This is a genomic window from Planktothrix sp. PLAVEN19ND, from assembly GCF_057220675.1.
This window is the reverse complement of sequence record NZ_CM170132.1, coordinates 3,425,729-3,439,805: the sequence shown is the minus strand read 5'-3', so window position 1 is coordinate 3,439,805 and position 14,077 is coordinate 3,425,729. Positions and strand designations below refer to the sequence as shown.

Genomic DNA, 14,077 nt, shown 5'->3' with positions numbered 1-14,077 from the left:
TCTTAAACAGGATAAAAACTGAGTTTTGAAATCATTTTTTTAGACAACCTCAATCTTTCGAGAAAACACGGTTTTTTAATTGTAAAAATTGTTACTTTTAGAGGAGATGGTAGGATGGCATGAATTTTTGCTAAAATTAACCCAGATATAATCAACACTAAGAAAAAGGATAAATAATTCAAGTGAAAGCCGTTATTTTATTATCCGGTGGCTTAGATTCTTCAACGGCTTTATACCAAGCAAAAGCCGATGGTTGTGAATGTTATACCATTTCTTTTGATTATCAACAGCGACATCGAAAAGAACTCGAATCCGCGCGAAAAATAGCCGAATTTGCGGGAGTTGTTGAACATCAAGTCGTCACTTTTGATTTGAGTCTATGGGGGGGATCGGCCTTAACCGATAATCGCCTTGATTTACCCCAGGATAGATCCCCGGAAATAATGGCTAAAACTATTCCAATTACTTATGTTCCGGCTCGGAATACTATCTTTTTAAGTTTTGCTTTAGCCTATGCAGAAGCGATCGCCGCTCGTAAAGTTTATATTGGCGTTAATGTATTAGATTATTCGGGTTATCCCGATTGTCGTCCCGATTATATTCAAGCGATCGAAGAAGTCTTTAGATTAGGAACAAAACAAGGTCGAGAAGGTGATCCGATTACGATTGAATCTCCACTAATTCATTTGGCAAAAACAGAAATCATTCAACTGGGAAATCGCTTAGGAGTTCCCTGGGAATTTACTTGGTCTTGCTATGCAGGAGAGGAACAAGCCTGCGGTGTTTGCGATTCCTGCCGTTTACGATTAGCTGCTTTTGCTGAACTCAACTTAACAGATCCGATTGCTTATATTTAGTTGATCAAGGAGGGCGGGTTATCGAGATTGGGGTTGGGTGTATTGAGATTGAGCACCGAAAGCCCGGAAATAAATTTCGGGCTAAAAGCTTAAACCCGTTAAAACGGGTTAAGAAAGATCAGTCTTGAGTCATCTTTAGATGCCGATCGCTCTTAGCCCGAACTTTAGTTCCGGGCTTTTTAGCTTTCTCCTTACGGTTGGTAGAGTTAAATGCGATCGGAAAAGACCTGAGTTCCTTTATCGGCTTCTAAACTATCTCCTTTATTTTGGCCGTCGTGGAAGGCGCAAAGAATCACATCACAGGTTTTTCCCCAGGCGAGTGCCCCAGTTCGATCAATCCCAATGGCCCCAAAATCCCGTTGATGCTCGTGGGCTTCAGCGAAGGATTTTTTAAAGGCGGTCTGTAAAGACTGACCATCGGTGACTCGGATGACAATTTTAGCGGCTAAACACTCATCGAGAATATCTTCCCCAATGCCCGTACAACTCACCCCAGCTTGAGTAGTGGCATAATTTCCGGCTGGAGTGGCGGAGTCACTCACCCGACCAATCCGCTCAAACCCCTTACCCCCGGTGGAAGTCCCGGCGGCTAATTGACCCCGTTGATCTAAAGCTACAACCCCGATGGTTCCGGTGCCTGCGGGTTCGGAAACCACATTAGCCATGGTGCGTCTAAAATTGTCCTTGCGGTCTTCGAGCCATTCCTGTAAGCGTTGGTCGGTGAGGGGGTTATAAAGGGGTAACTGGAGTTCCCGGGCTAATTCGGCGGCGCCATAATCGGATAAAACGTGATCGGAGGCGTCTTGTAGGACGACGGCCAAATCTATAGGATTTTTCACCCGTGAAACGTTAATCACGCCACTAAAACGCTGTAGGGTTCCATCCATTAAGGCGGCACTCATGCGGATTTGGCCATCGGATTGCAGGACGGAACCTGTGCCTGCATTAAATCGGGGATCGTCTTCTAGGAGTTGACAACCACGGACTACCGCTTCTTTAGCACTCGCTCCTCGGAGCAGGAGGGGATAAACTTGGTCAATCACTTGATAGAGGGATTTGCGTACCGCTTCTAATCCGCCTTTACCTTGCAGGGAACTACCAGCACCGCCATGAATAATTAGTTTAGGTTGAACGGCCATGAATGTATGATAAAAATGGATAATTTTTAAGCGCAACGGCGACGACGACAACGTTCGGAACAGTATTTGACTTCCTCCCAACAGTCGGCCCATTTTTTTCGCCAGGTGAAGGGGCGATCGCAAACGGGACAAATCTTATTCGGTAAGTCGGACTTCGAGCGCTGACGTGCCATGCTAAGTTATTGAAGTCGCTTTAATTCAGGAATGATCATATCATTTCCATGTCACAGACCTTACCGTATACCCCCTTAACCCCGATCCGAATTGTGTTAGTGGAACCCGCCGGGCCTTTAAATGTGGGTTCTGTTGCCCGGGTGATGAAAAATATGGGGCTTGGGCAGTTAGTATTAGTGAATCCTCAGTGCGATCCCCTAGGGGATGAAGCGAAAAGAATGGCGGTTCACGCTGGGGATATTTTAGAAGGGGCGATCACGGTGTCTTCTTTACCGGAGGCTTTAGTGGGATGTCAACGGGCGATCGCCACCACGGCCAGATCTAGATCCGATGCTTTACCTACGGATTTAGAAGATCCCAGAACGGTTTTACCTTGGTTATTAGATTGTCCCTCGGCTTTGATTTTTGGGCCGGAAGATCGGGGATTAAATAATGATGAATTGAGTTATGCTCAACGATTTCTGCGAATTCGGTCTAGTTCTGTTTATCCGTCTTTAAATTTAGCCCAGTCGGTGGGGGTGTGTTGTTATGAATTACGATATTGTGTGTTAGAACCTCAAGAGAGGACAAAAAACTTCCCAGAAATTCCCCCGGCTTCTACGGTTCCCTTAGAGGTCTTAGAGGGTTATTATCAACAGTTGGAAGCGATGTTACTCAAGATTGGATATGTCTATCCCCATACCGCCAATAGTCGGATGAAAAAATTTCGGCGTTTGTATAATCGAGCTAATTTAACCTCGGAAGAAGTGGCGATGTTGCGTGGCATTCTCAGTCAAGTAGAATGGGCGTTGTCAGTTATCAGTGATCAGTCATCAGTTATCAGTTCAGGAGTGAACAGTCAAGAAGTTATCAGTCCTGGGGGCTAAGTCTCCTTGTCGTTACCAGTAATCAGTAATGAGTTGAGTAGTGAACCTATTTATTTACCCTTAACTCCTAACTGTTAACTCTGACACTGATAACAGATCACTGAAAAGTAAAATTCTAGTCAGGTGTTTAGGTGTGGCTCAACGATCTCCTCGTCAGTCGTTATTCTCAATCTTTTCCTTTAATAAGTCTGGCTCTAAGTCCTCTGAGCCAAAATCCCGTAATGGCAAGGTTTCTCAATCACAACCTAAGCGTCGATCTCGTCGGTCTCCGGCTGATCCGGTGAAAACAGCCCCTCGTCGCTCTCCATCCCCGGAACCACGGCAGAATCATGATTCTGGCCGTTCGGAGTCTTTTGATCCCCTGCTCTCTCAACTGCGACAAAAACCCGTCCCGCCTAAATCTCGTAAACCCCGATCAACCCCTGGTAAACGCCCATCTAATGGGGCTACGGGTGCTTCTGTTTTGCCCTTTCGCAAGCCTACTGATCCGGCTCCCCGTCGTTCTCGCAGACCGGAGGGGGTTATGGCTCCGGCTCCGACCCTTCCGCTTGCCCCTAGGGATAAATCAGTAAAACGGGTGAGAAAAAAACGTCGGGTGTCTCCGATGGTTTATGCCACCCGGTTACTAATTTTAGGAATAGGGATTGGTGTGATTTCGGGGACAATTTTATCAGCTTTAAATGCCTTGGGTCGTTCTAGTGTTGCGGCGGATCAGACCGTAAATTTAAGCCTGGAAGAACAAAATTCTAAGTCTTCTAATGCTTTAGTTTCATCCCTACAATTAACTCAAGAAGCCTCGGATTTAAAAACAGCAATTCTGGGTTTGGCGAAGGATTCACCTAAGTTAAAACCAGGGGTATTTTTAGTAGATTTAGATACGGGAAAGTATGTGGATATTCAGGGGCAAGAGGCATTGCCAGCCGCCAGTACCATTAAAGTTCCGATTTTGGTCTCATTTTTCCAAGCAGTTGATGAAGGCAGGCTACGTTTAGATGAAGTTTTAACCATGGAGGCAAAACACGTTGCTAAGGGGTCTGGAGAATTGCAAGATAAACCAGTTGGAAGTAAATTTACAGCCCTGGAAACGGCAAATTTAATGATTACCAACAGTGATAATACCGCCACAAATATGTTAATTGATCGGTTGGGTGGGATTGAATCCTTGAATCAACAGTTTGCTTCTTGGCAATTAAAACAAACTCAAATGCAAAATATTCTTCCTGATTTGGAAGGAACAAATAAAACCAGTGCTAGGGATTTAGTTAATTTAATGGCGGACATCAATCAGGGAAAGTTAGTTTCTTTGAAATCCCGAGATTTTATGTTAAGAATTATGCAGCAAACTCGTAATCGTTCTTTATTACCCAGTGGTTTAGGAGAGGGAGCGTTTATTGCTCATAAAACGGGCAATATTGACTCGGTTTCTGGGGATATTGGTTTAATTGATATGCCTAATGGTAAGCGTTATTTAGTGGGAGTTTTAGTTGAAAGAGAAGCGGATGATCCCCAAGCTAATGAACTAATTCGTCAAATTTCTTCTACTATTTATCAATATTTTGATACTGCTACCGAATCTGAACCTAATCCCGGTTCGCAAACTCCCCCCGATCAGGTTCAAGATGATCAACAATAATTTGTTCCAAGGTGTGTAAGCACTAGCCCACACAGCATATAACTGTTTAAAGATAATTTTAATAAAAATATTCTCTAAAAAAGAGATAAATTCAAACTAAACCCCGGTAGTATCTCCTCACCGGATAGTTCTGTAGGAAAATTTCTCAATTCTACGGTTTTTTCCCTGCGATAAATTTCTACCTGTTGCTGTTGGGGATTAATTAACCAACCTAATTTCACGCCTCCATCCAAATATTCTAACATTTTCCGTCGCAGGGGTTCTAATTCATCCGTTGCTGACCTTAATTCTATGACAAAATCCGGGGCAATGGGGGGAAATTTCCGTCGCTGTTCGGGGGTGAGATTTTCCCAACGTTCTTTTTTAATCCAAGCAGCATCGGGGGAACGATCTGCACCATTGGGAAGTTTAAAAATAGTTGAAGAACTAAAAGTATAACCCAGTTGAGTTTGACGATTCCAGATTCCCAAATCTATGATAAATTCCGCTTCTCGATTTCCACTTTCTCCCCCGACCGGAGACATAATTGTTAATTCTCCTTGAGTATTTCTTTCAAATTTTAATTCTCGGTTATTTTGACAAAGTTGATAGAATTGTTCATCACTAAGGCAAACTCTATCTAGGTTTAATATCACAGGACTAATAACCATATTGTTAGTTTTAGAGTGCGATCGCTATTTCTGATTATACTATGTTAAAATAGGCGGAGATGATCCTTTCCACCCTCCTATCCTTTTCCCCTGAGATTAAAAATCAAGAATATTCCCGCTTTTTGTGGTACAGTCGGTAACGCTTTTGAGGAAACTGTGAAAAAATATATTGAAAACCAAAATACTTGAATGCGCCTAAAGCCGCAGCACCTATCCCGACCCCTGAAGGGGTGGGCTTGCGGCGCGGACAGAATTTGTCAGGGCATGACGGATCTGGCTCGTTCGAGCGAAAGCATGGGGAGAAGATCGCCGCTGCTGTTGATCAGCAATTTGATACAGTAAGCGAACTTCGATGAGCCATGAATAAGAATCCCCCCGCTTCGGCGGTGGGGAGTATGTCAAAATATGTAAACAAACGCTTAAGGTAAAGGGCAGTCTAAAAAATGCGGGTTGCGATCGCAGGAGCAGGTTTAGCGGGCATGGCTACGGCAATTGGCCTAGTGGATGCCGGACACGAAGTAGAGATTTTTGAATCCCGTCCCTTTGTCGGGGGTAAAGTCAGCAGTTGGATAGACCCGGAAGGCAACCATATTGAAATGGGGTTGCACGTCTTTTTTGGCTGCTACTATAACTTATTTGAACTGATGCGGAAGGTGGGGGCGATTGACAACCTTCTGTTAAAAGACCATACCCACATTTTTGTTAATACCGGGGGAAAAACGGGAAGTTTGGACTTTCGCTTCCTTACCGGGGCTCCCTTTCACGGGTTGAAGGCATTTTTCACCACCTCCCAACTCTCGGTAATTGATAAACTGCAAAATGCGATCGCTTTGGGTACTAGCCCCATTGTCCGAGGGTTGGTAGACTTTGAAGGGGCGATGAGGACTATCCGCGAGTTAGATAGGGTGAGTTTTGCGGACTGGTTTCGCAGTCATGGGGGTTCTGAGGGTAGTCTAAAACGAATGTGGAACCCAATTGCTTATGCCTTGGGATTTATCGATACTGAGAATATTTCTGCTCGGTGTATGCTAACGATTTTTCTATTTTTTGCCACCAAAACAGAGGCATCTATGTTGCGAATGTTGGCAGGATCTCCGGCGGAATATTTGCATAAACCCATTGTGAATTATTTGGAACAAAGGGGCGTTAAAATTCATACCCGACGCCGAGTTAGAGAAATACAATTTCAGGAAATAGAAGGTAAAACCTATGTGACGGGAATGGTAGTAGCAAACGGAGAAACCGAGGAAACAATTATTGCCGATGCCTATGTTTTTGCCGGGGATATTCCAGGGGTACAAAAAATGATTCCCCCTGCTTGGCGAAAATGGTCGGAGTTTGACAATATTTATAAATTAGAAGCGGTTCCCGTGGCAACGGTACAACTGCGTTTTGATGGTTGGGTGACGGAATTAAATGATCCCCAAAAACGTCAACAACTCAAAGAAGCGGCGGGAATTAATAATTTATTATATACAGCCGATGCGGATTTTTCCTGTTTTTCTGATTTAGCATTATCAAGTCCGGCGGATTACTATAGAGAGGGACAGGGATCTTTATTACAGTTAGTTTTAACCCCGGGTGATCCTTTTATTAAACAAAATAATGAAGAAATTGCCCAACACGTTCTTAAACAAGTTCAGAATTTATTTCCCAGTTCACGGGAACTGAATATGACTTGGTATAGTGTGGTTAAATTAGCTCAATCTTTGTATCGAGAATCCCCGGGAATGGACGCTTACCGTCCGGCTCAAAAAACTCCGGTTGCTAATTTCTTTTTAGCTGGAAGTTACACCCAACAGGATTATATTGATAGTATGGAAGGGGCAACTATTTCAGGAAGACAGGCGGCTAAGGCTATCTTAGAAACCAACTTTTCCGATCTGAAACCTTCCCCTGTTGTTGCTGGATAATTGAGAATTTCATAAATAATTATTAGTCGAGAAATTATATTTTTGACTAATAATTATTTGGGATAAATATTGCAGTGTCAGCGTTCTCGCTGACTTGCCCAAACCGATGTAATATGAAATCTGTAAATATTTTCTACACATTCCTCCTGTAGAGACGTTGCATGCAACGTCTCTACAGGAGGGCTAGGGGGGATCGTCTGTAGCGTTTATAATTAGATTTCATATAAGCTCGATAAAATAATCCCAGTGAGTGCGGACGCTAAAATAATCCCTGTAGCTTATTTGAGTAGATATTGATATAATTAAACAATAATTGAGTATATTAAAACGGATAAATTCAATTAGGTAAAATCTTTGTAACTTTGTAAATATTATGGCTGATTGGTTAGAACATAGTGTCCAAGTTGAAGTTCCGGTTCCCATTGATGTCTCTTGGAGTTTATGGTCAGATTTAGAACATATGCCCCGTTGGATGAAATGGATTGATTCGGTTAAAATTTTAGAGGATAATCCTGATTTATCTCGTTGGAAATTAGCAACAGGTAATTTTGAATTTAGTTGGTTATCGCGGATTTTAAAACAAATTCCTAATCAAATTATTCAATGGGAATCAGTAGATGGTTTACCGAATCGGGGGGCAATTAGGTTTTATGATCGCCATGGGAGTAGTATTGTTAAATTAACGATTTCTTATGCTATTCCAGGGATTTTAGGACAATTGATGGATAATTTATTTTTGGGTGGAGTAGTGGAGTCAACTATTCAAAAAGATTTAGAACGATTTAGAGATTATGCCATAGAATTCTATAGTAGTTCTTCAAATTAACTTCCGTTAAAATCCTTATTATGAATTTACCCTCCTTTTTATGGTTATGGAAAATTGCAGCTTGGTCGATGGGATTTTCTATCTTCGCTTATGTATTGTTAGCAATGACCGGAGGATGGATGCTATATTCCCGCACAAGGAAACAACCTCGACCTAACGGACTCAGAACTTTTCATTACCTGATCGGTGGGGGGATGGTGGGTTTAGTCTTAATTTTACTAACCGTTGGTTTAGTGGGAACTCTCGGGTATTACGGGAATTTAGGACATTCAATTCATCTAGCCGCCGGATTCATTGTAGTAGGTTTAGTATTAGGGTCGGCTGGGAGTGCTACCCAAATTAATCCCAAAAATCCCTGGGCGCGCCCCCTTCATCTTAGCCTAAATATGGGCTTATTTTTTGCTTTTACTGCGGTTTCTTTATCCGGGTGGGTGATTGTTCAGAAATATTTACCTTAATTTAATTATTAATACCAAATCTGGTGATCAATAGATTAAAACTATAGTTTTTCAACACAACTCAATCAAATCGGGAGTAAAATACTATTCTTAACCTTAACCTCTGTTTAGACCCCCAATGACCTATCTCTACGAACTTCAAAAAGCAAGATAGAATAGGTATAGAATTGATGGAAGTAGGATTCCCATTTAGCAATTGCAAGGATTGTAACTGCCGATTGGGTACATCTGGTGGTTGTACAGAATCATTGTTCTGAGAAAGTGGGTGCAAATACAACCTCGTTTACTGCCAAATAGCACGTTTAAGGTCACACGCCATGAAATTGCGAAAAAAAACACTGATCATTATTGGTGCTGCCCTGATTGGGTTAATCGTGGCAATGTATATTAGTGCCTCCTTGTTGCTAGTACATGATTTTAGTCAATTAGAAAGTCAGTATGTCCGTCAAGATATTATTCAGGCTTTAAATGCGATTAATGATGATTTAGATAGTTTGGACTTAATTGCTCAGGATCAAGCGAAATGGGATGACACCTATAGCTTTATTGACGCTCGCAATTATCAATATATTGCTTCTAATTTAGTTGATACTACCTTTGCCGACCTGCGACTCAATTTATTGATTCTGATTAATTCTCAAGGTGAAATTGTTTTCAGTAAAGGATTTGATTCCCAACGCCATCAGGAAACACCGATTCCCCCGAGTCTTTCCCCCCATCTTGCCTTAAATCGTCCCCTTTTAGCCAGTCTCAAACAACCCGATTTAACCCCTGTTGCCCTTCAAGGAATCATTGTTTTACCAGAAAGTCCATTACTGATTGTTTCACGACCGATTTTGACCAGTTCCGCATCGGGGCCAAGCCGAGGAGTCTTGATTTTAGGACGTTATCTTGACCCCTCAGAAATTCAAAGATTGCAGGAAATTAGCCAACAGTCTTTGAGTTTGAATCCTATTGTTGAGGAAATAGCCAGTAGTCCGATTCTATTATCGCCGCAACTTCAACCCTATCCTGAAACCATTATTGATCCTAAAGCTATTCAGTTGCAATCTTTGAATGTAGAAACAGCGATCGCCTCCGCCACTATAGCAGATATTTATGGGGAACCCAAATTACTGTTACAGGTTCAAGTTCGCCGTCCTATTTATCAACAAGGTCAGACGACTTTAGCCTATTTCACCTTATTTTTATTAGGGGTTGGGTTGATTTTTGGAGGCATCACCCTATTATTGTTAGAAAAATTAGTGCTTTCTCGACTCACCCATCTGAATAATTCTGTGAATGAAATTAGGGAAACGGGAAATTTGAGTTTAAGAATTGAGGCGACGGGTCAGGATGAATTATCGAGTTTAGCAGAAGCGATTAATGGAATGTTGCAAGCCCTAGCAGATGCCCAAGTTCAGGGTCAAGAAAGTGAGCAACGCTATCGGTTAATGGCGGAAAATTCAACGGATATGATTACCCGCCATTCTCCCGAAGGAGTATTTTTATATGCCTCTCCCGCCTGTCGCAGTTTATTAGGATATGAACCGGAAGAATTGATCGGAAATCAGTTACCGCGTTTTATCTATCCCGATGATTTAGATGTAATTATTAAAGCCTATAGAATTATTTTACAACAAAATGTTATCTACACCATTGAATATCGAATTTGCCATAAAAACGGCGATTATATTTGGTTTGAAACTACCAGTAGTTCCATTCGAGATGCCACCAGTGGAAGTGTGTATGAAATTATTGGGGTATCCCGGGATATTACGGAACGGAAACAGCGAGAACAACAACTACAAGATAGTGAATCTTCTATTAGAACCCTCTATCAAATTACCTCTTGTCAGGACTTCACCTTTGACACTCGACTGCACGCAATTTTAGAATTAGGCTGTACTAAATTTGGGTTAGAATATGGGATTTTATCCGAGGTTAAAATTGATCATTCCCTATCCAAAGAAGATGGTCAAGAAGAACATTATTCCTATAAAATTATAGCTGTAATTGCTCCTAATCAGTCGATTCAAAAGGAACAAATTTATAAACTAGAAGATACCTTTTGTCAAGTCACCATTCAGGCTAAACAACCCCTTTATTTTGAATCGATAAAATTTTCTGGTTTGCCCTTTTGTCCCGCCCATAATATTTTCCCCATTGAAGCCTATATGGGAACCCCAGTCATTGTAGAGGGAGAGGTTTATGGAACCCTCTGTTTCTGGAGTTCTCAAGCCCTATCAGAGCCATTTCAAGCCGTAGATAGAGATTTATTAAAATTAATGGCACAATGGATTGGCGGTGAAATTGAACGTCAAGAAACCGCTAGTGCTTTAGCAAAAGCCAGGGATCAAGCCCTAGCAGCAACCCGGGCAAAAAGTGAATTTTTAGCTACTATGAGTCATGAAATTCGGACGCCCATGAATGCGGTGATTGGGATGACGGGATTATTGTTAGATACCACCCTAACTCCCATGCAGCAGGATTTTGTGGAAACCATTCGCAGTAGTAGTGATGCTTTACTATCTTTAATTAATGATATTTTAGATTTTTCTAAAATTGAATCGGGAAAACTAGATTTAGAAAATCATCCCTTTTATTTAAGAACTTGTATTGAAGAATCCCTAGATTTATTAGTTACTAAAGCAGCCAGTAAAAATCTGGATTTAGCCTATTTAATTGATCCTTGTACCCCCACTCAAATTATTGGGGATATGGCGCGATTACGTCAAGTTTTAGTTAATCTTTTAAGTAATGCGGTGAAGTTTACTGACAATGGAGAAGTCGTTGTATCCGTTACAGCAGAAAAACTCAATGATTCTAATATTTATTCTGATAAAATTCAGGAAAAACAACCCGAGAAAGAAAGTTCTATAAATTCTCCACTATCCTGTTCTTTCTATGAAATTAAATTTGCTGTTCAAGATACGGGGATCGGCATTCCTGCGAATAGAATGGATCGACTTTTTCAATCTTTTAGTCAGGTAGATTCTTCCATTAATCGTCAATATGGTGGTACGGGTTTAGGATTAGCGATTAGTAAACGATTAGCGGAACTCATGGGGGGTCAAATGTGGGTAGAAAGTCAAGGGGCGACGGCGGGAGATCCTCCGGTAAATTTTAAACTTGAACAATCATTAGATTCCTTTTGTCTGTTAGATGAAGATGAGCATAAAACTGAAAAAATCAACCTAAATCGTCAGGGTTCAACCTTTTATTTTACCGTTGTTACTGAGTCCTGTTCTAATTTATCTCCCGAATGGTCAACCCTGAATGAATTAGCGGGAAAACGGTTATTAATTGTCGATGATAATGCCAGTAGCCGACAAATGTTAAAGCTACAAACCCAGGCTTGGGGAATGTCAAGCCGAACAGTTAAAAATGGGTTTAAAGCACTGGAATGGTTGCAGCGTAAACAATTTGATGTTGCTATTATTGAAATGGAAATGGCATTGATGGACGGGTTAACTTTAGCCAAACAAATTCGTCAATTACCGTCTTATCAAAAGTTACCCTTAATTTTATTAACATCCGTGGGAGGAGAAAACTTAGGTAAATCTAAATCGATTGAAATTGCAGCCTGTTTAAATAAACCCATTAAACAATCCCAACTTTATAATGTATTAATTAATATTTTAGGAAAGGAACCTTTAGAAGTTCATGTCCAGAGTCAAACCTATTTACACAGTCGAAATCGCGGAACATTGCGATCATCCCAGGATATTCCTTTACTAGCTGAAAAATTACCTCTAAAAATTCTATTAGCAGAAGATCATTTAGTTAATCAAAAAGTAGCATTACAAATTTTACAACGAATGGGATATCGGGCGGATGTGGCGGGGAATGGTTTTGAAGTCTTAGAAGCGTTGCGTCGTCAACCCTATGATGTGATTTTAATGGATATGCAAATGCCGGAAATGGATGGGTTAGAAGCGTCCCGTCAAATTCAAAAATTATATGGCAATTCCGAGAAATCTCAACCCCTGCGACCGAGAATTATTGCGGTGACAGCAAATGCTATGGAAAGCGATCGCCATGAATGTATTAGTGCGGGTATGGATGACTATATTAGTAAGCCAATTCGCATAGAACAATTGATCAATGTTTTAAGTAAATGTCAGTCCTCAACCCAACCCCCAAATTTAGAGACTGAAATCACCCCCTATAACTCCTTAAATCGAACTTTAAATCCATCGATTTTAGATGCTAAAGTTTTACAAGGATTACGAGAGGTAGAAGCCCTAGAAGAAGTAATTGAGATTTACTTTGATACCGCCCCGGAATTGTTAGAAAATATTACCAAAGCCATTGAAAAAACAGACTCCGAGGCTTTACAACCGGCGGCCCATTCTTTAAAATCTATTAGTGGCACCCTCGGTGCTTTCGGATTATCAGAATACTGTCAAAAATTAGAAACCCTAGCCCGTCAATGTAATCAAACTCAAAATCCCTTATCTCAATCTGAAACCGAAAAAATATATGCCCAAATTCAAACTGAATTTGAGCAAGTTAAAACGGCACTACAACAGGAATTAAATCCCAGCACCATCTAAAAATTGTTGAATCGTTCTATCTTTTATGCGACAATGGGTAGGCGTCGAAACAGAGTATTCTTGACCATAATTGGTTGTTTGTTCCTGAACCGATAGCCTGTTTGGACTAGGACAGTATTCCAATTTCAGAGCAGCTTCTAATTGATTTTGAGCCACAGAGGATTGTTGTTGCAGGGACTGTACTTGTTGTTCCAATAGTTCAATCCGATCTACTAACATCCGAATCACTTGCGCCTCTGAGTCGGGAAGACTACCATGTTCCAGGGGATCAATCCGCACCCCCGAGCGATAGACAATCCGACCCGGAATCCCGACCACGGTACAGTTAGCCGGAACATCCCGCAAAACCACCGATCCGGCCCCAATCCGAACATTTTCCCCCAATTGAATATTACCTAAAACCTTGGCTCCGGCACCGACCACCACATTTTCCCCCAGGGTAGGATGGCGTTTACCGCTTTCTTTCCCTGTGCCTCCCAGGGTGACACCTTGATAAATCAGGCAAAAATCCCCTAGAATAGCCGTTTCACCAATCACAACTCCCATACCATGATCGATGAATACGCCCTTGCCAATCACCGCCCCAGGATGAATTTCGATTCCCGTTAGAAACCGAGCCAGATGGGAAATCAGGCGGGGAATAAAGGGAAGCCCCAAGGCATATAACCCGTGTGCTAGGCGGTGGAATAATAAAGCCTGAAAACCGGGATAGCAGAATAGGACTTCTAACCAGTTGCGAGCGGCAGGATCACGCTCAAAGATAATGCGGAAGTCATGTTGAAGGGTCTTGAGCATTGATTAATAACCCGTTGTTGTTATACAGACCACTATTCCTATTTTAGAGGATGAAGGCATTTTGATCGGGTTTGCCACAGGTTCTTTTCAGGTGCGGGTTTCCGAATTGATCCTTAAAAGATAAGTTTTCCTAATTAATATGCCGTTAATATTCGCTTGCTTAATTATGTTTTTGGCGGTGCTGGTCATAGAGGGGGGGATTTTCTCTATCATTGATGGGATTACAGG

The 14,077-nt window shown here is 41.6% G+C and carries 11 protein-coding genes; 7 read left to right on the top strand and 4 right to left on the bottom strand.

What is annotated here, in order from left to right:
* The first annotated feature begins 182 nt into the window (after positions 1 to 182).
* Positions 183 to 857, top strand: coding sequence for a 7-cyano-7-deazaguanine synthase QueC (gene queC / locus AC2D3N_RS15125; protein WP_484691356.1), 675 nt, complete (start codon positions 183 to 185; stop codon positions 855 to 857).
* Positions 858 to 1,063: 206 nt separating this feature from the next.
* On the opposite strand, the gene AC2D3N_RS15120 is transcribed toward queC, so the two are convergent.
* On the bottom strand, positions 1,064 to 1,996 hold the full coding sequence (locus tag AC2D3N_RS15120; protein WP_484691355.1) for an isoaspartyl peptidase/L-asparaginase: 933 nt from the start codon (positions 1,994 to 1,996) through the stop codon (positions 1,064 to 1,066).
* A 26-nt stretch (positions 1,997 to 2,022) separates the two neighbouring features.
* A complete protein-coding gene (locus AC2D3N_RS15115) occupies positions 2,023 to 2,169 on the bottom strand; it encodes a DUF2256 domain-containing protein (protein ID WP_079678532.1) in 147 nt (48 codons plus the stop codon).
* A gap of 48 nt (positions 2,170 to 2,217) precedes the next feature.
* Here AC2D3N_RS15115 and AC2D3N_RS15110 point away from each other — a divergent pair, with 48 nt between their 5' ends.
* Positions 2,218 to 3,036: an RNA methyltransferase gene (locus AC2D3N_RS15110; protein WP_484691354.1), complete on the top strand. Its 819-nt coding sequence runs from the start codon at positions 2,218 to 2,220 to the stop codon at positions 3,034 to 3,036.
* A 133-nt stretch (positions 3,037 to 3,169) separates the two neighbouring features.
* Positions 3,170 to 4,669 carry a serine hydrolase gene (locus AC2D3N_RS15105; RefSeq protein ID WP_484691353.1) on the top strand — a complete coding sequence of 500 codons (1,500 nt, stop codon included), beginning with the start codon at positions 3,170 to 3,172 and terminating at the stop codon, positions 4,667 to 4,669.
* 74 nt (positions 4,670 to 4,743) lie between these two features.
* Here the strand turns inward: AC2D3N_RS15105 and AC2D3N_RS15100 are convergent, their stop codons facing one another.
* Positions 4,744 to 5,319 (bottom strand): Uma2 family endonuclease, encoded by a 576-nt coding sequence (locus tag AC2D3N_RS15100; RefSeq protein WP_484691352.1) that lies wholly within the window; start codon positions 5,317 to 5,319, stop codon positions 4,744 to 4,746.
* Between the two features lie 443 nt (positions 5,320 to 5,762).
* Between AC2D3N_RS15100 and zds the strand changes: the two genes are divergently transcribed.
* From zds to AC2D3N_RS15080, 4 genes are all read left to right on the top strand, one after another.
* A complete protein-coding gene (gene zds / locus AC2D3N_RS15095; protein ID WP_484691351.1) occupies positions 5,763 to 7,232 on the top strand; it encodes a 9,9'-di-cis-zeta-carotene desaturase in 1,470 nt (489 codons plus the stop codon).
* A gap of 373 nt (positions 7,233 to 7,605) precedes the next feature.
* Positions 7,606 to 8,058 carry an SRPBCC family protein gene (locus AC2D3N_RS15090; protein ID WP_079681479.1) on the top strand — a complete coding sequence of 151 codons (453 nt, stop codon included), beginning with the start codon at positions 7,606 to 7,608 and terminating at the stop codon, positions 8,056 to 8,058.
* A gap of 20 nt (positions 8,059 to 8,078) precedes the next feature.
* The gene (locus tag AC2D3N_RS15085; RefSeq protein ID WP_484691350.1) at positions 8,079 to 8,516 is read left to right on the top strand and encodes a DUF4079 domain-containing protein; all 438 of its coding nucleotides are present in this window, start codon (positions 8,079 to 8,081) and stop codon (positions 8,514 to 8,516) included.
* A 317-nt stretch (positions 8,517 to 8,833) separates the two neighbouring features.
* Positions 8,834 to 13,054: a response regulator gene (locus AC2D3N_RS15080; RefSeq protein ID WP_484691349.1), complete on the top strand. Its 4,221-nt coding sequence runs from the start codon at positions 8,834 to 8,836 to the stop codon at positions 13,052 to 13,054.
* Here AC2D3N_RS15080 and cysE read toward each other — a convergent pair.
* Positions 13,034 to 13,849, bottom strand: a complete 816-nt coding sequence (gene cysE, locus AC2D3N_RS15075; RefSeq protein WP_079681476.1) for a serine O-acetyltransferase — start codon at positions 13,847 to 13,849, stop codon at positions 13,034 to 13,036. The genes AC2D3N_RS15080 and cysE overlap by 21 nt on opposite strands.
* Between the last annotated feature and the right edge of the window lie 228 nt (positions 13,850 to 14,077).